This is a genomic window from Streptomyces sp. SD31 (assembly GCF_052068475.1).
Classification (GTDB): Bacteria; Actinomycetota; Actinomycetes; order Streptomycetales; family Streptomycetaceae; genus Streptomyces.
Window position 1 is genome coordinate 39,717 of sequence record NZ_JBQHCX010000024.1, and the last position, 23,371, is coordinate 63,087.

22 protein-coding genes and 2 riboswitches are annotated in these 23,371 nt (G+C 69.5%); of the genes, 13 read left to right on the top strand and 9 right to left on the bottom strand.

Annotated features, from left to right (window positions below; translation table 11 throughout):
• Positions 1-123: 123 nt before the first annotated feature.
• The 6 genes from ACTMVF_RS38715 to gcvT all read right to left on the bottom strand — a co-directional run bounded on the left by ACTMVF_RS38715 (position 124) and on the right by gcvT (position 6,523).
• Positions 124-1,575 (bottom strand): family 43 glycosylhydrolase, encoded by a 1,452-nt coding sequence (locus ACTMVF_RS38715; RefSeq protein ID WP_441275777.1) that lies wholly within the window; start codon positions 1,573-1,575, stop codon positions 124-126.
• Between the two features lie 201 nt (positions 1,576-1,776).
• Positions 1,777-2,025 (bottom strand): hypothetical protein, encoded by a 249-nt coding sequence (locus ACTMVF_RS38720; protein ID WP_441275778.1) that lies wholly within the window; start codon positions 2,023-2,025, stop codon positions 1,777-1,779.
• 92 nt (positions 2,026-2,117) lie between these two features.
• Positions 2,118-3,485, bottom strand: coding sequence for an L-serine ammonia-lyase (locus ACTMVF_RS38725; RefSeq protein ID WP_441275779.1), 1,368 nt, complete (start codon positions 3,483-3,485; stop codon positions 2,118-2,120).
• An 86-nt stretch (positions 3,486-3,571) separates the two neighbouring features.
• A complete protein-coding gene (glyA, locus tag ACTMVF_RS38730; protein ID WP_441275780.1) occupies positions 3,572-4,843 on the bottom strand; it encodes a serine hydroxymethyltransferase in 1,272 nt (423 codons plus the stop codon).
• A gap of 15 nt (positions 4,844-4,858) precedes the next feature.
• Positions 4,859-5,236 carry a glycine cleavage system protein GcvH gene (gcvH, locus tag ACTMVF_RS38735; RefSeq protein ID WP_441275781.1) on the bottom strand — a complete coding sequence of 126 codons (378 nt, stop codon included), beginning with the start codon at positions 5,234-5,236 and terminating at the stop codon, positions 4,859-4,861.
• Positions 5,237-5,401: 165 nt separating this feature from the next.
• The gene (gene gcvT / locus ACTMVF_RS38740; protein WP_441275782.1) at positions 5,402-6,523 is read right to left on the bottom strand and encodes a glycine cleavage system aminomethyltransferase GcvT; all 1,122 of its coding nucleotides are present in this window, start codon (positions 6,521-6,523) and stop codon (positions 5,402-5,404) included.
• A gap of 38 nt (positions 6,524-6,561) precedes the next feature.
• Positions 6,562-6,684: riboswitch (glycine riboswitch) on the bottom strand.
• Positions 6,685-6,783, bottom strand: a riboswitch (glycine riboswitch). It abuts the riboswitch before it with no gap.
• A 169-nt stretch (positions 6,784-6,952) separates the two neighbouring features.
• On the opposite strand from gcvT, the gene ACTMVF_RS38745 reads away from it, so the two are divergent.
• From ACTMVF_RS38745 to ACTMVF_RS38785, 9 genes are all read left to right on the top strand, one after another.
• Positions 6,953-7,627 carry an AAA family ATPase gene (locus ACTMVF_RS38745; RefSeq protein WP_441275783.1) on the top strand — a complete coding sequence of 225 codons (675 nt, stop codon included), beginning with the start codon at positions 6,953-6,955 and terminating at the stop codon, positions 7,625-7,627.
• A gap of 81 nt (positions 7,628-7,708) precedes the next feature.
• On the top strand, positions 7,709-8,512 hold the full coding sequence (locus tag ACTMVF_RS38750; RefSeq protein ID WP_441275784.1) for an enhanced serine sensitivity protein SseB: 804 nt from the start codon (positions 7,709-7,711) through the stop codon (positions 8,510-8,512).
• Positions 8,513-8,728: 216 nt separating this feature from the next.
• Entirely contained in the window at positions 8,729-9,529 is an 801-nt protein-coding gene (locus ACTMVF_RS38755) for an enhanced serine sensitivity protein SseB C-terminal domain-containing protein (protein WP_441275847.1), read from the top strand.
• A 362-nt stretch (positions 9,530-9,891) separates the two neighbouring features.
• Positions 9,892-10,890, top strand: coding sequence for an ABC transporter permease (locus tag ACTMVF_RS38760; RefSeq protein WP_441275785.1), 999 nt, complete (start codon positions 9,892-9,894; stop codon positions 10,888-10,890).
• Between the two features lie 58 nt (positions 10,891-10,948).
• Entirely contained in the window at positions 10,949-12,697 is a 1,749-nt protein-coding gene (locus ACTMVF_RS38765; protein WP_441275786.1) for an ABC transporter substrate-binding protein, read from the top strand.
• Positions 12,698-12,766: 69 nt separating this feature from the next.
• The gene (locus ACTMVF_RS38770; RefSeq protein ID WP_441275787.1) at positions 12,767-13,774 is read left to right on the top strand and encodes an ABC transporter permease; all 1,008 of its coding nucleotides are present in this window, start codon (positions 12,767-12,769) and stop codon (positions 13,772-13,774) included.
• Positions 13,771-14,862 carry an ABC transporter ATP-binding protein gene (locus ACTMVF_RS38775; protein WP_441275788.1) on the top strand — a complete coding sequence of 364 codons (1,092 nt, stop codon included), beginning with the start codon at positions 13,771-13,773 and terminating at the stop codon, positions 14,860-14,862. Before ACTMVF_RS38770 ends, ACTMVF_RS38775 begins: the two co-directional genes overlap by 4 nt.
• Positions 14,859-16,064, top strand: a complete 1,206-nt coding sequence (locus ACTMVF_RS38780; RefSeq protein ID WP_441275789.1) for an ABC transporter ATP-binding protein — start codon at positions 14,859-14,861, stop codon at positions 16,062-16,064. The genes ACTMVF_RS38775 and ACTMVF_RS38780 overlap by 4 nt, the downstream gene beginning before the upstream one ends.
• Before the next feature lie 63 nt (positions 16,065-16,127).
• Positions 16,128-16,784: a trimeric intracellular cation channel family protein gene (locus tag ACTMVF_RS38785; RefSeq protein WP_441275790.1), complete on the top strand. Its 657-nt coding sequence runs from the start codon at positions 16,128-16,130 to the stop codon at positions 16,782-16,784.
• On the opposite strand, the gene ACTMVF_RS38790 is transcribed toward ACTMVF_RS38785, so the two are convergent.
• Positions 16,693-17,940 carry an alpha/beta hydrolase gene (locus ACTMVF_RS38790; RefSeq protein ID WP_441275791.1) on the bottom strand — a complete coding sequence of 416 codons (1,248 nt, stop codon included), beginning with the start codon at positions 17,938-17,940 and terminating at the stop codon, positions 16,693-16,695. The genes ACTMVF_RS38785 and ACTMVF_RS38790 overlap by 92 nt on opposite strands.
• 133 nt (positions 17,941-18,073) lie before the next feature.
• Between ACTMVF_RS38790 and ACTMVF_RS38795 the strand changes: the two genes are divergently transcribed.
• On the top strand, positions 18,074-18,937 hold the full coding sequence (locus tag ACTMVF_RS38795; protein ID WP_441275792.1) for a thioesterase family protein: 864 nt from the start codon (positions 18,074-18,076) through the stop codon (positions 18,935-18,937).
• A gap of 531 nt (positions 18,938-19,468) precedes the next feature.
• Here the strand turns inward: ACTMVF_RS38795 and ACTMVF_RS38800 are convergent.
• Positions 19,469-20,095, bottom strand: coding sequence for a TetR family transcriptional regulator (locus ACTMVF_RS38800; RefSeq protein WP_441275793.1), 627 nt, complete (start codon positions 20,093-20,095; stop codon positions 19,469-19,471).
• Positions 20,096-20,243: 148 nt separating this feature from the next.
• Here ACTMVF_RS38800 and ACTMVF_RS38805 point away from each other — a divergent pair, with 148 nt between their 5' ends.
• The 3 genes from ACTMVF_RS38805 (at position 20,244) to ACTMVF_RS38815 (ending at position 22,319) form a co-directional block, all read left to right on the top strand.
• Positions 20,244-20,396 carry a hypothetical protein gene (locus ACTMVF_RS38805; protein WP_167364381.1) on the top strand — a complete coding sequence of 51 codons (153 nt, stop codon included), beginning with the start codon at positions 20,244-20,246 and terminating at the stop codon, positions 20,394-20,396.
• A 43-nt stretch (positions 20,397-20,439) separates the two neighbouring features.
• Positions 20,440-20,718, top strand: coding sequence for a DUF4190 domain-containing protein (locus tag ACTMVF_RS38810; RefSeq protein ID WP_441275794.1), 279 nt, complete (start codon positions 20,440-20,442; stop codon positions 20,716-20,718).
• A gap of 425 nt (positions 20,719-21,143) precedes the next feature.
• Positions 21,144-22,319, top strand: a complete 1,176-nt coding sequence (locus ACTMVF_RS38815; RefSeq protein WP_441275795.1) for a cysteine desulfurase family protein — start codon at positions 21,144-21,146, stop codon at positions 22,317-22,319.
• A gap of 351 nt (positions 22,320-22,670) precedes the next feature.
• Here ACTMVF_RS38815 and ACTMVF_RS38820 read toward each other — a convergent pair whose 3' ends face one another.
• A complete protein-coding gene (locus ACTMVF_RS38820) occupies positions 22,671-23,336 on the bottom strand; it encodes an N-acetylmuramoyl-L-alanine amidase (protein ID WP_301996709.1) in 666 nt (221 codons plus the stop codon).
• Between the last annotated feature and the right edge of the window lie 35 nt (positions 23,337-23,371).

The following is a 23,371-nucleotide window of genomic DNA, read 5'->3' on the forward strand; positions in this document are numbered from 1 at the left end:
CCTTGGCGATGCAGGAGACGCCGACGAGCTGGCCGCCATGGGCAACTCCCGCCGTAGACGCGACACACCACGGTTCCGGTACCCGCAGCGGGTACCGGAACCGTGGTCCGCTCATCCGGTCCGTCAGCTGACGGGCCGGAGCTGCCACTGCTGGCAGTTGTTGTTCAGCCAGGACCAGAGGCGTACGTCGGCGCCGTCGCCGGTGCCGCAGTTGGCCACGTCGGCGACCTTGCCGCTGTTCTCGTTCACGATCCGCACGTAGTCACCGGTGGCGGTGTGGATGAGGCGGAACCGCTGGCAGTTGTTGTTCAGCCAGGACCACTGCCGGATGTCGGTGCCGTCGGCGGTCGCGCAGGCGGCGGTGTCCATGGCCTTGCCCGTCCTGACGTTCACCAGCCGGCTGGTGTCGTCGGCGAGGTCCTCGATCCGCCACTTCTGGTTGGTGCTGCCGTTGCAGGTCCACTGGACGATGTTCGTACCGTCGGCGGTGTTGCCGCCCTCGACGTCCAGGCACTTGCCGCTGTTGCGGTTGACCAGGGTGTACGCGGTCGGGGTGGCCGCCGTCTCCCCGGAGGGGCCGGGCAGTGTCGTGCCGAGGGCGACCGGGGTGCCGAAGTTCGGCGTGCCGTCCGCGTTCCAGGTGAACTTCTGCGCGCGGGTGGTGCGGTTGTTGTCGCAGCCGTCCGTCGAGGTGTCGTTGCGGGCGTGGTAGACGATCCAGTTCTCCGTGCCGTCCGGCGAGGTGAAGAAGCCGTTGTGGCCGGGGCCGTGGACGTTGGCCGCGCTGTTCCGCTGGAATACGGGGGTCTGCTTCTTCGTCCAGGAGGAGGCCTGCAGCGGGTCACTGCCGGTCAGTTCCAGTTGGCCCAGCTTGTAGTCGGGGGTCCAGCAGCCGCTGGCGGAGTAGACCAGGAACGTCTTGCCGTTCCGCTGCAGAGCCTCCGGGCCCTCGTTCACCGTGCCGCCCTGGCGCTCCCAGCTCAGGGTGGGCTGCGAGATGGTGCGCAGCGTGCCGCTGACGGTGTAGGGGTTGCTCATCGGGGCGATGACGAGGTTCTGGGTGCCGTTGGTGGTGTTGGCGCTGCCCACCATGTACAGGTTGCTGCCGACCTTCAGAACGCTGGCGTCGATGAGCCAGGGGTCCGAGTCGGTGGGCTTGATCTTGTTCTTGTAGACGTACGGCCCCATGGGGTCGGAGCCCACGCTTTCCAGCACGTGGGAGCGCTGGGTGCCGAGGTAGTCGCTGACGCAGGCGCCACCGACGTAGTACACGTACCACTTGTTGTTGAAGAAGTGCATCTCGGGAGCCCAGAAGTTGCAGCCCCGAGAGGTGTCGGTGTCCTTCCACACCTGCACGCTGGGCGCGGTGGCGAGCCCGGCGAGGGTGGGCGACTTGCGTATGGTCAGCACGTCGGACCAGGACGTGGTGATCAAGTAGTAGTTGCCGTTGTGGAACTCGATCCAGGGATCGGCGCCCTTTTGCGACTTGACCGGATTGGTGAACGGCCGCCCGTCGGCGGCGGAGGCGGGCTGGATGGTGGCGCCCAGCAGCAGGGTGAGTACGGCGATGACCATCGCCGTCCACCTCCCTCTGCGGGGGCGGGCTCCCGCGCGGGTGCGGATCACTGTCGTCGTCCCTTCGTCAGCCGATCCGAAAACCTCCTTGTTCGACATATCGAACTCGGTTCGGAACTTCGGCCAGAAATTACGGCCTCGTCTTCCGGCCGTCAATACTTACGTCACAGTGGCCCCAATGGTTACGCGAAACCCCGGCACTCAGGCCTGTGGCGGGAGGGCCGGCTGCGCGCACTGGCCCGACTGGTGTGTGCCCAACCTCGTGGTGGCCTTGGTCGGTCCTCCGATGACGGAGAGGGCGCCCAACTCGCGTGCGATGTGCTGGAGTTCGCCGACCCCGCTGCGTCCGTCTCGGCGCAGGTAGCGGCCGAGCGCGGACAGGGCGAGGGTCTCGCCGATACGGCTGCGGTGGCGCATCGCGTCAACGACGCTGCGCGCTGCGTTGTACACGGAGACGGTCTCTCCGGGACTTTCCGCCGCGTAAGCAGGAAAGGCCCCGACAGCGCTGAAAGACACGAACGCGCTGTTCAGGGCCTGTTCCCTCAGCACTCGATGATGTTGACCGCCAGCCCGCCCCGAGCCGTCTCCTTGTACTTCACCGACATGTCGGCGCCCGTGTCCTTCATCGTCTTGATGACCTTGTCCAGGGACACCTTGTGCGAGCCGTCCCCGCGCATCGCCATCCGCGCCGCCGTGACCGCCTTCACCGCGGCCATGCCGTTGCGCTCGATGCAGGGGATCTGGACGAGGCCGCCGACCGGGTCGCAGGTCAGGCCGAGGTTGTGTTCCATGCCGATCTCGGCGGCGTTCTCGACCTGTTCCGGGGAGCCGCCGAGCACCTCCGCAAGGGCGCCCGCCGCCATCGAGCAGGCCGAGCCCACCTCGCCCTGGCAGCCGACCTCGGCGCCGGAGATGGACGCGTTCTCCTTGAAGAGCATGCCGATGGCGCCGGCGGCCAGCAGGAAGCGGACGACTCCGTCCTCGTCCGCCCCCGGCACGAAGTTGATGTAGTAGTGGAGGACCGCGGGGATGATCCCGGCCGCGCCGTTGGTCGGGGCCGTCACCACGCGGCCGCCCGCCGCGTTCTCCTCGTTCACGGCCATCGCGTAGAGCGTGATCCACTCCATGGCGAGCGCCTTCGGGTCGCCCTCGGAGCGCAGCTTGCGGGCCGTGTTCGCCGCCCGGCGACGAACCTTCAGGCCGCCCGGCAGGATGCCCTCCCTCGACATCCCCCGTGACACGCACTCCCGCATCACCCGCCATATCTCCAGCAGGCCCGCGCGGATCTCCTCCTCCGTGCGCCAGGCCCGCTCGTTCTCCAGCATCAGCGACGAGATCGACAGGCCCGTCTCCCGCGTCAGGCGCAGCAGTTCGTCGCCCGTGCGGAAGGGGTACTTCAGGACCGTGTCGTCGAGTTTGATGCGGTCCGCGCCGACCGCCTCCTCGTCGACGACGAATCCGCCGCCCACCGAGTAGTAGGTCTTGGACAGGAGCTCCCCACCGGACGCGTCGTACGCCCAGATCGTCATGCCGTTCGCGTGGTAGGGGAGTGCTTTACGGCGGTGCAGGATCAGGTCGTCGTCGAAGGAGAACGGGATGTCGCGCTCGCCGAGCAGACGCAGCAGGCCCGCTTCCTTGATCGCCTCCACCCGCTCGTCCGCCGTCTCCACGTCCACCGTGCGCGGCGAGGCGCCCTCCAGGCCGAGCAGCACCGCCTTGGGGGTGCCGTGACCGTGGCCGGTCGCGCCCAGGGAGCCGTACAGCTCGCATCGTACGGACGCGACGGAGTCCAGCAGGCCTTCGTTGCGCAGGCGGCGGGAGAACATGCGTGCCGCGCGCATCGGGCCGACCGTGTGGGAGCTGGACGGGCCGATGCCGATCGAGAACAGGTCGAAGACCGAGATGGCCACGGGGGGACTCCTCAATACGGGGGTGGTGCCAGGGGGTGGGGTGTCCCGTTCTCCTACGAGTGTGCGGGACACCCCACAAAAAGGAACTACTTGTTCAGACCGGGGTACAGCGGGTGCTTGTCCGCCAGGGCCCTGACTCGGGCCTTGAGGGACTCGGCGTCGTAGGACGGCTTGAGCGTCTCGGCGATGACGTCCGCGACCTCGGCGAAGTCGTCGGCCTCGAAGCCACGGGTGGCGAGGGCGGGCGTGCCGATGCGCAGGCCCGACGTCACCATCGGCGGGCGCGGGTCGTTCGGGACGGCGTTGCGGTTGACCGTGATGCCGACCTCGTGCAGCCGGTCCTCGGCCTGCTGGCCGTCCAGCTCGGACTCGCGCAGGTCGACCAGGATCAGGTGCACGTCGGTGCCGCCGGACAGGACGTTCACGCCGGCCGCACGCGCGTCGTCGGCCGTCAGCCGCTCGGCGAGGATCTTCGCGCCCTCGACCGTACGACGCTGACGCTCCTTGAACTCCTCGCTGGCGGCGACCTTGAAGGAGACCGCCTTGGCCGCGATCACGTGCTCCAGGGGGCCGCCCTGGAAGCCCGGGAAGACGGACGAGTTCAGCTTCTTCGCGAAGTCCTTCTTCGCGAGGATGATGCCGCCGCGCGGGCCGCCCAGCGTCTTGTGGGTGGTGGAGGTGACGACGTCCGCGTACTCGACCGGGTTCGGGTGCAGACCGGCGGCCACCAGGCCCGCGAAGTGCGCCATGTCGACCCACAGGTACGCCTCGACCTCGTCGGCGATCCGGCGGAACTCGGCGAAGTCCAGCTGCCGCGGGTACGCCGACCAGCCCGCGATGATCACCTTCGGCCGGTGCTCCTTGGCGAGCCGCTCGACCTCGGCCATGTCCACCCGACCGGAGTCGTCCACGTGGTACGGGACGACCTTGAACTGCTTGCCGGAGAAGTTCAGCCGCATCCCGTGGGTGAGGTGGCCGCCGTGGGCCAGGTCCAGGCCGAGGATGGTGTCGCCGGGCTGGGCCAGGGCGAACAGGGCGGCCTGGTTGGCGGAGGCGCCGGAGTGGGGCTGGACGTTGGCGTACTCGGCGCCGAACAGCTCCTTGACCCGGTCGATGGCGATCTGCTCGGCGACGTCGACGTGCTCGCAGCCGCCGTAGTAGCGCCGGCCGGGGTAGCCCTCGGCGTACTTGTTGGTGGCGACCGAGCCCTGGGCCTCCATGACCGCGACCGGCGCGAAGTTCTCGGAGGCGATCATCTCCAGGGTGGACTGCTGGCGCTCCAGCTCGGCGTCGAGCGCGGCGGCGACGGCCGGGTCCAGCTCGTGCAGGGGCGTGTTCAGAAGCGACTTGTCAGACATGGGGGATACGGCTCCTCAGCCGGTGGTGTGGGCGTCGTACTCGTCGGCGGAGAGCAGGTCGGCCGGCTCCTCCGTGACGCGTACCTTGAACAGCCAGCCGCCCTCGAAGGGGGCGGAGTTCACCAGCGCCGGGTCGTTCACCACGTCCTCGTTGATCTCGGTGATCTCGCCGGTGACCGGGGAGTACAGGTCCGAGACCGACTTGGTCGACTCCAGCTCGCCGCAGGTGTCACCCGCGGTCACGGTCGAGCCGACCTCGGGGAGCTGGGCGTAGACGACATCGCCGAGCGCGTTGGCCGCGAACTCGGTGATGCCGACCGTCGCGACGCCGTCCTCGGCGGTCGACAGCCACTCGTGCTCCTTGCTGTAGCGCAGCTGCTGGGGGTTGCTCATGGCCTGAATTCTCCTGTACGCGCGGGAGTGGTGAGGGATGGGGGACTGCTGGAAACGTGCGTGAGCAGCGGAAATGTGCGCGGGGTCACGCACGGGCCGCTGTCGGTCTGTACTTCTCGGCCAGTCCGGTGCTTCCGGTTCCCGGCCAGTGTGCTGCTTGCGGCGTTACTTCTGCCGCTTGTAGAACGGCAGCGCCACGACCTCGTACGGCTCGTGGCTGCCGCGGATGTCCACGCCGACCCCGGCCGTGCCCGGCGCCGAGTGCGCCGCGTCGACGTACGCCATCGCGATCGGCTTGCCCAGCGTGGGGGAGGGGGCACCCGAGGTGACCTCGCCGATGACCTCGCCGCCGGCGACGACCGGGTACCCGGCGCGCGGGACGCGACGCCCCTTCGCGACCAGGCCGACCAGGACGCGGGGCGGGTTCGACTCGGCACGGGAGGCCGCTGCGGCCAGCGCCTCGCGCCCGACGAAGTCGCCCTCCTTCTCGAACTTCACCACCCGGCCGAGCCCGGCGTCGAAGGGGGTGAGGGAGGTCGACAGCTCATGGCCGTACAGCGGCATGCCCGCCTCCAGGCGCAGCGTGTCCCGGCAGGACAGCCCGCACGGGACCAGGCCGACGCCCTCGCCCGCATCGGTCAGCGCCCGCCACAGCTCGACGGCGTGTTCCGGCTTCACGAACAGCTCGAAGCCGTCCTCGCCGGTGTAGCCGGTGCGCGCGATGAGGGCGGGCACGCCGGCGACGGTGCCGGGCAGTCCGGCGTAGTACTTCAGGCCGTCGAGGTCGGCGTCGGTGAGGGACTTCAGGATGCCGGGGGACTCCGGGCCCTGGACGGCGATCAGTGCGTAGGCGTCGCGGTCGTCGCGCACCTCGGCGTCGAAGCCGGCCCTCCGCTCGGTCAGCGCGTCCAGCACGACCTGGGCGTTGGAGGCGTTGGCGACGACCATGTACTCGGTCTCGGCGAGCCGGTAGACGATCAGGTCGTCCAGGATGCCGCCGTCGGCCCGGCAGATCATGGTGTAGCGGGCGCGGCCCACGCCGACGGAGGCGATGTTGCCGACGAGGGCGTAGTTCAGCAGCTGAGCCGCCTCGGGCCCCGTCACGGTGATCTCGCCCATGTGGGAGAGGTCGAACAGGCCGGCCCTGGTACGTACGGCGTTGTGCTCGTCGCGCTCGGAACCGTAGCGCAGGGGCATGTCCCAGCCGGCGAAGTCGGTCATCGTCGCGCCGAGCGAGCGATGCAGGGCATCGAGCGCGGTGTGACGGAGTTCTTCTGTACTGCTCATCGGACGGTTGTCTCCCAAGGGATGACGGGCGAGGTCGTTCCTCCCCATCTGTCATCGGAACCTGAGAGGTTCGCCACGACCGCCACAGGGACGATCACGGTTTGCACCTTGGGTGGAGCCACGCATCTCGAAGGAGACAGCGGCCCGCTTTTCAGATGTGCCTCGCCCGCGCGGTAACGGGGCCTGAGAGATTCAAGGGAGGGACTTGCTCCTTCGGCGCCCCGGCGATGCACTGCCAGGGACTCTCCCGCGCGGATTCAAACGGCCGGTATGCAGTTGGCGCGCACATCATTGCATGCCGGGACCGGTCTGCGGCAGGCCACGTCTGTAACCGGCTTGTGGCAGGAAGCGAACAAAAACCGAGAGATCCTCTATTACCTTCTCTTTACGCTCAGTGGGGATGGGTACCCCTGACCCCAGAGGAGGACGATGACGGTGAACCGCACGACGGCGTACGCCACGACCTCGGGCATCGCGCTGCCCAAGCAGCCCGCGGCCCCGGCCGCCGAAGCCCGCGGTACGCGCCTCGCACCCGTGGTCCGCGACCTGCGCGAGCGTTCCGGCCACAGCCCGCACGCCCTGCTCTTCGGCCCCGAGGACCTCGTAGTGATCACCGGCCTGCCCGGCAGCGGCAAGTCGACGCTGATGCGCCGGACCGTGAAGGGCATCGGCATCGACTCCCAGGACACCCGGGACCGCTGGGCCGCCCGCATGCCCCGCTTCCTCCCCTACGCCGTCTACCGCCCCCTGGTCCGCCTGGCGCACTACGCCGGACTGCGCCGAGCCCTGCGCTCCGGCGAGGGCGTCGTCGTACATGACTGCGGTACGCAGGCCTGGGTGCGCGGCTGGCTGGCCCGCGAGGCCCGCCGCCGTGACGGCACCCTGCATCTGCTGTTGCTCGACGTCCCTCCGGGCACCGCCCTGGAGGGCCAGCGCGAGCGCGGCCGGGGCGTCTCCCGCTATGCCTTCCTGCGCCACCGCAGAGCGGCCGCCCGCCTGCTGCGCTCGGTGGAGAAGGGCCATCTGCCCCAGGGCTGCGGCTCGGCGGTGCTGATCGACCGGGAGGCGGCGGACGTCCTGCGCCGGATCGACTTCACGGGCTGAGCGGCCGTAGACCTGCGCGGAGTGGTCACCCGCTAGCCTTTTGAGCCACAGCAGCGGTTCACAGCAGGCGGTTGAGCGTAGATGGACTTCCCAGCGGACCTCCCGGCGGATCTCCCCGCGGACTTTCCGGCACCGGCACACCCCCATCCACACGGCGGGTGGCCCGGCAACGAACTGGAGGAGGTGCTCTCGGCCTCCCTCGGCGTGCCCTCGGCGGGCGGCCGGATCATCGAGGTGCTGGGCCGCAGCTTCGTCTGGGTGCCCCTGCCGGGCGGCGGCGGCCCGCACAGCGGCCCGCTGGACCTGCCCACGGTGGAGATCGGAGGCCAGGCGTACGTCCCGGTCTTCAGCTCCGAGGAACAGTTCCGCCAGGTCGTCGGCTCCCATATGTCGTACGCCGTCGCCCCCGCCGTGGAGTTCGCCCGCGGTCTGCCCCCACAGGTGGGCATCGCCCTGAACCCGGACGGCGTGGTCGGCGTGCCGCTGCCCCCGGCGGCGGTGGCCGATCTGTGCCGGGTGGGCCGCACCCCGCTGGACGGCCTCAACTCCGGCGGCCGCGTCAAGCTCTACGAGCCCGACTGGCAGGACGACCCGATCGACTTCCTCGCGGCGGCGTCGGCCGAGTTCGCCGAAACCGGCGTGGTCGTGACGGCCCGCCGCTGCCTGGCGGCGATCGAGACGGCCGACCCGGTGATGTTCATAGGCGTGGAACTCTCCCACTGGGAGGGCGACCTGCGCGCCGCCCCCATGGACGCCCTCGCCCGAGCCCTGGGCCGGGCCCCGGCCCAGTGGCCGGTCAACCTGGTCCTGTTGGACGTGGCCCACGACCCGGTGATCGACTGGATGCGCCAGAAGGTGCGTCCCTTCTACCAGCGGGACCTTTGAGCGCCCCCTGGACGAAGCGCCCCTGAAAGGGGCGCGGGGCTGTATACATGTGCGGCTCCGCCGCGTGGGCGCGACCCACCACAATGGACCCGCACCCCGCAGACCACACCAAGTCCCGAGCTCTCAACGGCTCTCCCGGCGGAGCGCCTAAGCTGGGCTCATCACTCGGTCGGCCAAACCGACGGAGTCACGACGTTTCCCGAAGGGGCGGTAATGGTGAGCGCGAGCGGCACCACCTCGACCGGTCAGGTCGAGCACATGCTGCGCCAGGTGACGCCCGGGCGCTACGACGCCTACGAGGCCCTCCTGCGCGCGCTCGCGACCCCGTCCACCGGCCAGGTCTGGATGCTGCTGTGGCACGGTCAGGCCGGCTCCCCGGACGCCCAGTACGGAAACATGGAGGTCGACGGCCACGGCTACGCCCCGTGCGTCACCTCCGCCCAGGAGCTGTCGGCCAGCGGCTGGAACCGCTCGTACGAGGTGGTCGACGGAGTCGACGTGGCCCGCACCCTCTACCCGGACCACTACGGTCTCTGGCTGAACCCGCACGCCCCGGGCGGCGGCGTCGGCATCCCGTGGCTCGACCTGCGCCGCATCGCCACCGGCCTGGACCGCCAGCCCGCCGGCCCGCTGCGTCTGTCCGAGCCCGGCATCGAGATCCCGCAGTTCTACGCCCTGCTCGCGCAGAACGCCCACCGCACCCCGGCCGTCCGCTCCCTGCGCCGCGCCTGGGTGCAGCCCGCGCTCGGCGCGCCGTACCTCGCCATCGGGCTCGACGTGTACGACACCAGCCCGCCCGCCGTGGACTCGGTGCGCTCGATGATGCTGCAGTCGATCGGCGCCTGTCCGGACGGGCTGCCGGTGTCGACCGTGGCGATGTCGGACGAGTACGACCCGGTCGCCATGTGGATGCGGGCGAGCGCACGCCCCTTCTACGACCGCGAGGCACACGCCCCCGCCCCCGCGCAGGCGCCGGCCGCCGGCTACGGCTACCCACCGGCACAGGGCCGTTACTGATCATCCGGCGGCTAACCTACTGTTCAGTCCGCAGCCCGGCTGTCGTAGCCGTAAGCGCCCGTCGACTTCGGTTTCGCAGGTAGATCTCCGCGCGTAGATACGATCGGAAGGTCCCGGTCCATCCTCATACGCCCCGACTGGCCCGCGTCCGGCCGTCGCTACCCACTGTTCGGATAACGGAACCCCCCAGACAGCATCACGGTTGCGCATACTTTCCCCGCCAACTCTGGCAACAGATCGCTAAAGCGTTGAAGACTCCCCGCAAGACACGGGCCAGGTCGGTCCTGTGTGCGAGTGGAAGCAACCGCTACAGCGGCAGCCAGGGGGCCGACAACCGTCGGCCGAGAGGGGTCAATCTCACCGTGACGGCACCGATCGAGACAACCGGATCGCAGGCCGGGGCCCAGCCCGAGGCCGTGCTGAAGGGTGTCGAGTCCAAGCAGATCGAGGGCCGGTCTCTCGGGCAGATCGCCTGGACCCGCTTCAAGAAGGACAAGGTGGCCGTCGCCGGAGGCGTCATCGTCATCCTGCTGATCCTGCTGGCGGTGCTCTCCCGACCCATCCAGGCCCTCTTCGGGCTGGACCCGAACGCCCTGAACCAGGACCTGATCGACCCCAACACCTCGCTGCCCAAGGGCGACTTCGGCGGCATGAGCTGGGAGCACCCGCTCGGTGTGGAGCCGAAGTTCGGCCGCGACATCGCCACCCGCATCCTCGAGGGCTCCTGGGTCTCGCTGGTCGTCGCCTTCGGCGCCACGATCCTGTCCAACACGATCGGCGCGGTCCTCGGCGTGGTGGCCGGCTACTACGGCGGCCGGGTCGACACGATCATCAGCCGGATGATGGACACCTTCCTGGCGTTCCCTCTCCTGCTGTTCGCCATCTCCATCTCGGCCACCCTGCAGGGCGGTGCCTTCGGGCTGCAGGGCCTGCCGCTGCACATCACTGTGCTGATCTTCGTCATCGGCTTCTTCAACTGGCCCTATCTGGGCCGTATCGTGCGCGGCCAGACGCTGGCCCTGCGCGAGCGGGAGTTCGTCGACGCCTCGCGGGGGATGGGGGCCAAGGGGCCCTACATCCTCTTCCGGGAGCTGCTGCCGAACCTCGTCGGCCCGATCATCGTCTACTCGACGCTGCTCATCCCGACCAACATCCTCTTCGAGGCGTCCCTGAGCTTCCTCGGCGTCGGCATCCAGCCCCCGCAGGCGTCCTGGGGCGGCATGATCAGCCAGGCGGTTCCCTATTACCAGGTCGACCCGCAGTACATGATCGTGCCCGGTCTGGCCATCTTCGTGACCGTCCTGGCGTTCAACCTGCTCGGCGACGGTCTCCGTGACGCTCTCGACCCGCGCAGCCGCTGACCCGCGGCCGCGGTGCGAGTCCAACAGATTTCCGACAATGGAGGGGAAGCGGACCATCATGCGAAGGTCAACGCTGGCCGCAGTGGCGGCTATCGGCAGTGCGAGCCTGCTGCTCTCGGCATGCAGCAAGGCCGATGACGGCAGTGAGAACGGAAACAAGTCGGCTGGGGCCAACGCAGCGACCAAGGGTGTCGTCAACGCCTCCACCCAGAAGGGGGGCACGGTCACGTACGAGTACTCGGACGTGCCGGACTCCTTCGACCCGGGCAACACGTACTACGCGTACATGTACAACCTCAGCCGGCTCTACGCCCGCCCGCTGATGACCTTCAAGCCCGCCGCGGGCGAGGCCGGCAACGAGCTGGTCCCGGACCTCGCGGCGAGCCCCGGTGAGCCCAGCGACGGCGGCAAGACCTGGACGTACAAGCTGCGTACGGGCCTGAAGTACGAGGACGGCACACCGATCACCTCGAAGGACGTCAAGTACGCCGTCGAGCGCTCCAACTTCGCGCGTGACGTGCTCTCGCTCGGCCCGAACTACTTCCAGCAGTTCCTCGAGGGCGGCGACAAGTACAAGGGCCCCTACAAGGACAAGAGCGCCGAGGGCCTGAAGTCCATCGAGACGCCGGACGACAACACGATCGTCTTCCGTCTCAACCGCGCCTTCCAGGAGTTCGACTACCTGGTCGCGACGCCGCAGACGGCTCCGGTGCCCCAGGCCAAGGACAAGGGCATCGACTACGTCAAGAACATCGTGTCCTCGGGCTCGTACAAGTTCCAGAGCTATGAGGAGGGCAAGCAGGTCGTCCTCGTCCGCAACGAGAACTGGGACCCGAAGACGGACCCGCTGCGCAAGCAGTACCCGGACAAGATCGTCGTCAAGCTGAAGGTCAACGCCGAGACCATCGACCAGGACGTCCAGGCCGGTACGGCGATCGACCTCGGCGGTACGGGTGTCCAGGCCGCGACCCAGGCGAAGGTCGTCAACGACGCCTCGCTGAAGGCCAACACGGACAACACCTTCGGTGGCCGCCTGGTCTACATGGCGATCAACACGCAGGTCGCGCCGTTCGACAAGGTCGAGTGCCGCAAGGCCGTCCAGTACGCTATCGACAAGGTCTCCGTGCAGACCGCCGAGGGCGGCCCGATCCGCGGTGACATCGCCACCACCGTCCTGCCGCCGGACATCCCCGGCTACGAGAAGGCGGACGCCTACGCCACCAAGGGCAACAAGGGCGACGCCGCCAAGGCCAAGGAGCAGCTGAAGGCCTGCGGCAAGTCGAGCATCAGCACCAACATCTCGGCCCGCAGCGACCGCCCGCAGGAGATCGACGCGGCCACCGCGATCATCGCCTCGCTGAAGAAGGTCGGCATCAACGCCAGCCTGAAGCAGTACCCGTCGGGCAAGTACTTCACCGACTACGCGGGTGTGCCGGAGTTCGACAAGAAGCAGAACATCGGTCTGCACATGATGCAGTGGGGTGCCGACTGGCCCTCCGGCTACGGCTTCCTGCAGCAGATCCTGCACGGTGACGCGATCGGGGCGTCCGGCAACACCAACCTCTCGTACATCAACGACAAGCAGATCAACGAGCTGCTGGAAAAGGCCATCGCCACCGAGGACGAGACCGAGCGCAACAGCCTGTACGCGCAGATCGACAAGCGCGCGATGGACCAGGCCGCTCTCGTTCCGCTGACCTACTTCAAGGTCCTGCTGTACCGCCCGGCCAACTTCACCAACCTGGTGTCCACGGCGGCCTTCAGCGGTCAGTACGACTACCTCAACATCGGCACGACCAAGAAGTAGCCCCGGAAGGCAGGTGAAGGCTTTGGTGCCCGTGGGCTTCGCAGCCCGCGGGCACCGGCGCCGGTCCCCGTGATCTCGTACATCCTCCGTCGGACGTTCGCGGCAGTGATCCTGCTGCTGGTCGTCACCGCGGTCACCTTCGCGATCTTCTTCCTGCTGCCACGGCTCGCCGGCCAGACCGCCGACCAGCTCGCGCAGCAGTACCTCGGCAAGAGTCCGTCGAAGGCAGACATCCTCGCGGTCAAGCAGAACCTCGGTCTGGACGACCCCCTGTACGTCCAGTACTGGCACTTCATCAAGGGGATCGTGGCCGGCGCCACCTACGACCTGGGCCCCACCACCACACACTGCAGCGCGCCCTGCTTCGGCTACTCCTTCAGGACCCACGTCGAGGTGTGGCCGCAACTCACCTCGCGCATTCCGGTGACCCTCTCGCTGGCCGTCGGCGCCGCTGTGATGTGGCTGGTGTCCGGCGTCGTGATCGGCGTGATCTCCGCGCTCAAGCCCGGCAGCTTCTTCGACCGCACCTTCATGGGCATCGCGCTCGCCGGTGTCTCGCTGCCCATGTTCTTCACGGGTCAGCTCGCCCTGTTCCTCTTCACCTTCCAGTGGCCGATCTTCGGCCGCACCTATGTGCCGTTCACAGAGAATCCGGCCCAATGGGCCAACACACTCTTCCCGGCCTGGTGTTCGCTCGCCCTCCTGTACTCCGCGATCTACGCCCGGCTCACCCGCTCGGGCATGCTGGAGACGATGAGCGAGGACTTCATCCGCACGGCCCGCGCCAAGGGCCTGCGCGAGCGCAATGTCGTGGCCCGCCACGGGCTGCGGGCCGCGCTGACCCCGATCATCACCGTCTTCGGCATGGACCTGGGCCTGCTGCTCGGCGGCGCCGTGATCACCGAGAAGGTCTTCTCGCTGCCCGGCATCGGCCAGTACGCGGTGCAGGGCATCACCGACAACGACCTGCCCCCGATCCTCGGCGTCACCCTGCTCGCCGCCTTCTTCGTCGTGATCGCAAATCTCCTGGTGGACCTGCTCTACGCCGCCGCCGACCCGCGCGTGAGGCTCTCGTGACCGAACTGTCCAAGACCGGTGCCGCCGTGGGCGAGCCCTCGCCCGCGAACGCGCCCGACGCCTTCCTCGCGGTCCGTGACCTCAAGGTGCACTTCCCGACCGACGACGGCCTGGTCAAGTCCGTCGACGGGCTCAGCTTCCAGGTGGAGAAGGGCAAGACCCTCTGCATCGTCGGTGAGTCCGGCTCCGGTAAGTCCGTCACCTCGCTGGCGATCATGGGCCTGCACCGGCTCGGCGCGCGCGGCAAGAACGTGCGGATGTCCGGCGAGATCTGGCTCGGCGGCAAGGAGCTGGTTTCCGCCGCCCCGGACGAGGTGCGCCGGCTGCGTGGCCGCGACATGGCGATGATCTTCCAGGACCCGCTGTCCGCGATGCACCCGTACTACACGATCGGCAGCCAGATCGTGGAGGCGTACCGGGTCCACCACGACGTCAACAAGAAGACCGCGCGCAAGCGGGCCGTCGAGATGCTCGACCGGGTGGGCATCCCCGAGCCGGACAAGCGCGTCGACAACTACCCGCACGAGTTCTCCGGCGGTATGCGCCAGCGCGCGATGATCGCCATGGCGCTCGTCAACAACCCCGAACTGCTCATCGCGGACGAGCCGACCACCGCCCTCGACGTGACCGTCCAGGCGCAGATCCTCGACCTCATCCGGGACCTGCAGAAGGAGTTCGGCTCCGCGGTCGTCCTCATCACCCACGACCTCGGCGTGGTCGCCGAGATCGCCGACGACGTCCTGGTGATGTACGGCGGCCGGTGCGTGGAGCGCGGCACGGTCGACGACGTCTTCGAGCGCCCGCAGCACCCGTACACCTGGGGCCTGCTCGGCTCGATGCCGCGCATCGACCGGGAGACCTCCGAGCGGCTCATCCCCGTCAAGGGCCAGCCGCCGAGCCTCATCAACGTCCCCTCGGGCTGCGCTTTCCACCCCCGCTGCCCGTACGCGGACATCCCCAAGGGCGATGTCACCCGTACCGTGCGCCCGGAGCTCCAGCAGGTCGGCGGCGGGCACTTCTCCGCGTGCCACCTCTCGCAGGAGGACCGTACGCGGATCTGGACCGAAGAGATTGCGCCGAAGCTGTGAGTGAGACGAAGAAGACGGACGAGGCGAAAACCGGCGAGGCGAAATCCGGCGAGGCGAAAGCCGGCGCCGCTTCCGACGAGCGAGAGGTGCTCCTCAAGGTCGAGGGCCTGCAGAAGCACTTCCCGATCCGCAAGGGCGTGCTCCAGCGTCAGGTCGGCGCGGTCAAGGCCGTGGACGGCATCGACTTCGAGGTGCGCAAGGGCGAGACGCTCGGCGTGGTCGGCGAGTCGGGCTGCGGCAAGTCGACCATGGGCCGGGTCATCACCCGCCTCCAGGACCCGACCGGCGGCTCGATCCACTTCGAGGGCCAGGACATCACGCGGCTGAGCACGGCCGGAATGCGCCCGCTGCGGCGGGACATCCAGATGATCTTCCAGGACCCGTACGGCTCCCTGAACCCCCGGCACACCATCGGCGGCATCGTCTCGGCGCCGTTCCGCCTCCAGGGCGTAGAGCCCGAGGGCGGGGTGAAGAAGGAGGTCCAGCGGCTCCTGGAGCTGGTGGGCCTGAGCCCCGAGCACTACAACCGCTACCCGCACGAGTTCTCCGGCGGCCAGCGCCAGCGCATCGGCATCGCGCGGGCGCTCGCGCTCAAGCCCAAGCTGGTGGTGGCCGACGAGCCGGTCTCCGCGCTGGACGTGTCGATCCAGGCGCAGGTCGTGAACCTGATGGACGACCTCCAGCAGGAGCTCGGCCTCACGTACGTGATCATCGCGCACGACCTCTCCGTCGTACGGCACGTCTCGGACCGTATCGCGGTGATGTACCTCGGCAAGATCGTCGAACTCGCCGACCGCACCTCGCTGTACGAGGCGCCGATGCACCCGTACACCAAGGCCCTGATGTCGGCCGTGCCGGTGCCGGACCCCAAGCGCCGGGGCACCAAGAGCGAACGCATCCTGCTGCGCGGCGACGTGCCCTCGCCGATCTCCCCGCCGAGCGGCTGCCGCTTCCACACGCGGTGCTGGAAGGCGACCGAGATCTGCCGGACGACGGAACCGCCGCTGGCGGAGCTGAGGCCCGGCCAGCGGGTGGCGTGCCACCACCCGGAGAACTTCGAGGACCAGCAGCCGCAGGACACGGTGCTGCTGTCCGTGGCCAAGGAGGCCGCGACGCTGGTGCCGGACGAGGTGTCCACGGAGCCGTCCGCCGTGCCGTCCACCGAGCCCTCCACCGAGCCCTCCAAGGACGAAAGCAAGTAACCGCACTCGGGCCCCCGCCTTGCTTTGCAAGGCGGGGGTCTTTGGTTGCGCAAGAATGTGCGAGTGCTCCAGCAATTGTTCAGCCCGTCCGTCCAGCACACGCTCGACCTGATCGGCATCTTCGTCTTCGCCATCTCCGGCGCCCTGCTGGCCGTCCGCAAGAACTTCGACGTCTTCGGCATCGCCGTCCTCGCCGAGGTCACCGCCCTGGGCGGCGGGCTGTTCCGGGATCTGATCATCGGCGCCGTACCACCGGCCGCCTTCACGGACCTGGGGTACTTCCTCACCCCGCTGCTCGCCGCGCTGCTCGTCTTCTTCCTCCACCCGCACGTGGAGCGCATCCAGACCGGAGTGAACGTCTTCGACGCGGCGGGCCTCGGCCTGTTCTGCGTCGCCGGGACGACGAAGGCGTACGACTACGGCCTCAACCTCACCGCGTCCGCCTGCCTGGGCATGGCGACCGCCGTGGGCGGCGGTGTGCTGCGGGACGTCCTGGCCAACGAGGTGCCGTCACTGCTGCGTTGGGACCGCGACCTGTACGCGGTCCCGGCGATCGTCGGCTCCACGATGGTCGTCCTGTGCCTCCACTACGACGCCCTGAACCCGTTCACCAGTGCCCTCGCGGTCGTCACGGCCTTCGTGCTGCGGCTGCTGGCGATGAGGTTCCACTGGCGAGCTCCGCGTGCCTGGAACCGGAGGTCGACGGTGCGAGAGGAGTAGTCCCGCCGGAGCCCGGCGCCGTACGGACCTGCGGCTGCGTGCCCATCACCTCGGTCAGCCAGCGGAACGCGGGGACCACCTGCGGCTTCCACAGTGCCATGGTGTGGCCGCCCGCGCTGCTCGGGATGAACACCACGTCCACGGTCGTGGGCGCCTTCGCGACTCGCTGGAGGGCCAGGGCCGCCTCGTACCCGTCCTTCGGCTGACCGGACAGATAGAGCGCCACGCGAGGCGGGACACGGGACTCCTTCAGGAGCATGTACGGGTTGTTCGCGGCCCGCAGGGCCGGGGACTTGCCGGCCAGCGACTGGGGCACGGCGGCGGGGTCGTTGTAGCCGGACATGCTGACCGCGGCCCGGTAGCGGTCGGGGTGCGCGACGGCCAGCTTCGCCGCGCAGTGCGCGCCCGCCGAGTACCCGGCGACCGCCCAGCCGTCCGGCGCCGACTGGGCCCGGAAGTTGTCCATGACCATCTTCGGCACGTCGATGCTGAGCCAGCTGTCGGCGTTCACCTGGCCCGGGATGTTCGCACAGCCGGTGTCCTTGCCCGGCAGCAGCGTGGTGCGCGGCGAGACGATGATGAACGGCTCGATCTGCCCGCTGCGCATCAGCGGCGCCAGCTGCTGGGGCGCGTCCATGGTCCCGAACCACGCCTTCGACGAGCCCGGGTAGCCCGGCAGCACCTCGACGACCGGGAACTTGTGGTTGCGGTAGGCGGGGTCGCGGTACTGCGGCGGCAGCCAGACGTTGACCTCGGCGTGCACTCCGGACACCCGGCCCTTGAGCTGGGTGACCAGCACCCCGCCCTCCGCGCGCATGCCGGGTCCCTTGCCCGGCTTGAAGGCCTGCCGGACCTTGGGCAGCTTCTCCAGCGCGATGCCGCCGGTGCCGGTCGAACCGAGGTCGGCGGCCTCGTGCACATGGTTGCTGGTGCCGAGCAGGTCGCCCCAGTTGTCGTACAGCTGGTTGGAGTTGTTGACCAGTGTGAAGACCAGGGCGACCGCCGTGCCCTGCGCGAACAGCAGCATCAGCATCCGGGCGGCGCCCCGCAGGACCTTGGGTCCGCGCACCCGTGACCAGAGGACCAGCGGCAGCGCGACGGCGACGACGCACAGCACGATGAGCGTGTAGAGGAACGGGGTCCCGGTGAGACTCATGTCCTCATAGAGGGGGAGAGCGGTCTCCGGGTTTCGGACGAGCGGGGGCACTTACCGAAAAGTTGCTCACACCTCATCGACAGCTCACACAGGAAAGCTACCGCTTAGTAGTTAGCTGTTGTACCATTCAGCCATGCCAGAAGCAGCCTCCGCCCCGACGGCCCTGCAGGCCACGATCGGCGACAGCGAGTTCGATCGCGACACCGCGCTCACCGCGCGCGCACCCGGCGTCTACGACATCGACCTCTCGGCCGGCTGGACCATCATCAGCGCCGTCAACGGCGGCTATCTGCTGGCCGTCCTCGGCCGCGCCCTCGCGGACGCCCTCCCGCACAGCGACCCGTTCACCATCTCCGCGCACTACCTGACCGCGTCCCAGCCGGGTCCGGCGGTCGTCCGCACGGACGTGGTGCGCACGGGGCGGACGCTGTCGACCGGCCAGGCCTCGCTCTTCCAGTACGACGCCGAGGGCAACGAGATCGAGCGCATCCGCGTCCTCGCCTCCTACGGCGACCTCGACTCCCTCCCCGACGACGTCCGTACGACGGCCAAGCCGCCGGTGTTCTCGCCGATGGAGCACTGCTTCGGCCCGGAGGACGGACCGGCCCCCGTCTCGGGCAGCTCGGCCCTCACCGACCGTCTGATGCTCAAGGTCGACCCGTCCACCCTCGGCTGGGCCCTCGGTCAGCCGTCGGGCAAGGGCGAGATGCGGGCATGGTTCGGCCTCGCCGACGGCCGTGACGCCGACCCGCTCTCGCTGCTGCTGGCGGTGGACGCACTGCCCCCGACCGCCTTCGAGCTCGGCATCTCCGGCTGGGTCCCGACGGTCGAACTCACCGTGCACATACGGTGCCGCCCGGCCCCGGGCCCGCTGAGAGTCTCGATCACGACGCGCAATCTGGCGGGCGGCTTCCTGGAGGAGGATGCCGAAGTCTGGGACAGCGCGGACCGGTTGGTGGCGCAGTCGAGGCAGTTGGCGCGGGTAAGGCTCAGCTGAAGCGCCCAGCCCGCGGTCGGAAACGCGCACGTCAGCGCGGTGTCTTTAGGGACGCTTTGCTTCGCGCACAGGCCCCTTACGGCAGGGCCCCAAGGGCTCCCTGAGCGGCGTTGGTTGAGTTCACGCACAGGACTTCCTCATCTTCCTTGAAGCTGTTCCTCATGAAGCGTGCGCGTCTCCTCCCCGCCGTGGCCCTGCTGACGCTCTCGCCCCTGGCTCTGGCGGCCTGTGCGTCCGGCGACTCGTCGTCGACCTCGGGGGCGTCCGGGACTCCCTCGGGTGCGCCGAGCGGTGCCCCCGGCGGGGGCAGGGCGGCGGCGGTCAGGGTGGCCCCGGCGGTGGCCAGGGCGGCGGGGCGGCGTCGAGCGGCGCGCCGAGCGCGGCGGCCACGGCGACCAAGAGCTGACGCGGAACGCCGTAAGGCGGGGTGGCACGTCCGCCATGCGGCAGGGCTGGCGCTTTCGCCATGCGACAGGGGCGGCACTTCCCGTACGCCGGGGGTGCCGCCCCTGTCGTTCGTGCTGCCGGTTCTCAGTCCAGCCAGTGCTCCCGGCCGATGCTGATCAGCCGCATCTGGCGGGTCGCGACCTGAGCGACGCGCCGCCGCTCCTCCTCCGGCGCCTCCAGGGCGTCCAGGAACAGCGAGGCCGTCATCAGCATCTGGTCGACGTAGAGGTCGGCGAGCATGAGGAGGTCGTCGTCGTTCCAGCCTGCGGAGAGCGGGTCCTTGGTGAGCGCGGCCTTCACTTCCTCGGCGAAACGGGCCAGTTGGTCCTGGATCGCCTCCCGCACGGACTGCACTCCGCCGTGCCGCTCGCGGGCGATGAAACGGACGTGGGCCGGGTGTGTGGCGACGTGCTGGGCGATCAACCCGACGGCGCGCTCTATGCGTTGGTCGCTGTCGCCGGAGGACGAGACGATCGTGCGGATCATCGGGTGCAGGCTGCCCAGCGCCTCCTCGACGAGGGCGACACCGAGGTCCGCGGTGGAGCGGAAGTGCCGGTAGAAGGCCGTCGGGGCGACGCCGACGGCGCGGGTCACCTCGCGCAGACCGAGACTGCTCAGGCTCTGCTCCTCCAGCAGTCCCAACGCCGCGTCCAGCAGCGCCTGTCGGGTCTTCTGTTTCTGGGCCTGCCGAAGGCCGAGGGTGTGACTCATGCCATGCAGTTAACAACTGTTCTCTGGAATTGAAAAGCCGTGGGACGCGCTAGACTTGGGAGTCAGTGAACAACTGTTACTACAACTGTTCACCGAGACGTAACGAGAGAGATCGACGAGAGAGATCTCGAAGGGGGACCCGAATCCCATGTTGTTCCTCGTCGCTGCACTCCTGCTGCTGGGCGTGCTGCTGGGCACCGTGGCCCACGCACCGCTCGCCTTCACCGCTGTGGCCGCCGCCGTGATCGCCGCCTGGCTGGGCATCTTCGCCGCCCGCGAGCGCCGCGCCCGCCGCAACTGACTCCACTCACCGCACCGCACCGACTCCTCGGGAGCTGATACCCATGCAACTCACCGCACCGGCCACCGCCCGCCCCGGCACCCGCGATCGCACCCGCGACGCCGACGGCATGGCCGTGGCGTCCTTCATCCTCGGCCTCCTCGGCCTGCTGGTCTTCAACATCTTCCTCGGCCCGACCGCCATCGTCCTGGCGGCAGTGGCCCTGTGGCGCGGCACGCAGCGCCGCGGCCGCGCGTTCCTGGGCATGGGCCTCGGGGTCGCCGACCTGCTGGTCCTCCTGGCGTTCATGCAGATGGACAACACGCTGTCCTGGAGCTTCTAGCCGCAGCCAACGGAGCTACGACCTGGCGGCGAGCGGCCGGGGGCGAGCCGCAGCCGCGAGCCGAGCTGCGGACCTGCCGAGCCGCCGACTTGCGCCCGCGCCGAGCACGGGTCCGCCGAGCGCCGACCTGCCGACTTGCCGAGCGCCGAGCCGCGGACCTGCCGAGCCGCCGACCTGCCGACGCGCCGAGCACCGGTCCGTCGAGCGCCGACCCGCCGAGCGCCGACCCGCCGTAGGCAGTCGTTCCGCAGCGGAACGGGTGGGCACGGCCTGCAGCGCCGGGCGCATCGCCACCGAGCCTCGGGACGACGCCGACGAGCGCGCAGGACCTGAGCTGCACCCGGGCACCTTGACGCGGGGCCTTTCACACCCGGGGCACCTTGACGCGGGGCCCTTTACCAGCGCCCCTTAGAATCGTGGCCACCATGGCTTACCTCGACCACGCCGCGACGACGCCCATGCTCCCGGAGGCGGCAGAGGCACTGACCGCCCAGCTGAGCGTCACCGGCAACGCCTCCTCCCTCCACGCATCCGGCCGCCGCGCGAGGCGAACCGTCGAGGAGGCCCGCGAAACGCTCGCGGAAGCGCTCGGCGCCCGCCCCAGCGAGGTCGTCTTCACCTCCGGCGGCACCGAGGCCGACAACCTCGCGATCAAGGGCCTGTACTGGTCCCGCCGCGACGCCGCCCCGGCAGGAACGCGCACCCGCGTCCTCGCCAGCCCCGTCGAACACCACGCCGTCCTCGACGCCGTCCACTGGCTCGCCGAACACGAGGGCGCCACGGTCGAGTACCTCCCGGTCGACTCCTACGGCCGAGTCCACCCGGACGCCCTGCGCGAGGCCATCGCCCGCAACCCCCACGACGTCGCCCTGGCCACCGTGATGTGGGCCAACAACGAGATCGGCACGGTCATGCCGATCCGAGAACTGGCCGACGCGGCAAGGGAGTTCGACGTCCCGCTGCACGCCGACGCCGTCCAGGCCTTCGGTCAGGTCCCCGTCGACTTCGCCGCCTCAGGGCTGGCCGCGATGACGGTCTCCGGCCACAAGATCGGCGGCCCGTACGGCATCGGCGCCCTGATCCTCGGCCGCGACCAGACCCCCGTACCCGTCCTGCACGGCGGCGGCCAGGAGCGCCACGTCCGCTCCGGCACCCTCGACGTCCCCGCGATCGCCTCCTTCGCGGTCGCCGGCCGCCTCGCCGCCGAGCAGCGCGAATGGTTCGCGAGCGAGATCGGCGCCCTGCGCGACGCCTTGGTCGAGGCGGTCCGTACGGCGGTCCCGGACGCGATCCTCGGCGGCGACCCGGCACCCGGCGGCCGCCTCCCGGCCAACGCGCACTTCACCTTCCCGGGCTGCGAGGGCGACTCCCTGCTCCTGCTCCTGGACGCCCAGGGGATCGAGTGCTCCACCGGCTCCGCCTGCACCGCGGGCGTCGCCCAGCCCAGCCACGTCCTCCTGGCCACCGGCACCGACCCCGACCTGGCCCGCGGCACCCTCCGCTTCTCGCTCGGCCACACCTCGACGGAGGCCGATGTCGAGGCGGTCGCCAAGGCGATCGGCCCGGCGGTGGAACGGGCGCGGGCGGCGGGACTGACGTAGGGAGCGCAGGGGCCACACGTGTTCCGCCGGGGCGCGCGGGGTCCTCCACGCGCTCTTGCCTCCACCGCCGACGCCCCCGAAGTCACCCTGTGGCTCGGGCGTGGCGCTGTACGACATCCTCCTCGGACTCGGACTCGGACTCGGACTCGGACTCGGCCTCGTCGCCGGAGTCGTGGCCCTCCACGCGGACGGAGGGCACCACCGTCGGCCGGACCCTTGTCGGCTACCTCTGCGCGTTCCTGATCGCCTCCGCGCTCGTCCTCGCCGACACCTTCCCCCGACTGTGGCGGGGCGCGCTCGGGCAGGGGCTGCCGCCCGCCGTGGCCCTGGTCGCCGCCCTGCTCCGACCGCTCAGGCCTCCGCCGCAGGAGCCTCCCGCACGAGCTTCATGTACCGGTCCCAGTCCCAGTGCTCCCCGGGATCCGTGTGATCGGTCCCCGGCACCTCCACGTGCCCGATGATGTGCTCGCGGTCGACGGGGATGTCGTAGCGCGCGCATATCCGGGCCGTGAGCCGCGCCGAGGCCTCGTACATCTCGTCCGTGAGGTCCTGCGGCCGGTCCACGAAGCCCTCGTGCTCGATGCCGATGCTGCGCTCGTTGTAGTCGCGGTTGCCCGCGTGGTACGCCACGTCCAGCTCGCGGATCATCTGCGTGATGTGGCCGTCCTTGCGGACGATGTAGTGCGCCGCCGCGCCGTGCTCCGGGTCCTGGAACACCTTCACCGCGCTGTCGAAGCTGCCCTGGGTGACATGGATGATCACCATGTCTATGCCGTAGTCGTCCGGACGGTCGGCCATCCGCCAGTTCGCGTCCGACGCCGCCACCCACCGCGCGCCGGCGTAGTCGACCTCGCCCTCCTTGCGCGGCTTCTCCACGCCCGGCACCCGCCACCACAGCCGCGCCAACTCGTCGCGGGCCAGCACGGCCGAGCCCACCGCGGCCGCCGTCCCGCCGATGAGCAACGCACGACGCCCGACCTTCCGGTCGCCGTCCTTCGAAGCCTTCCGCTGTCCCATGTGATCGTCAACGGATACTCGCGGGCCCTGGTTCC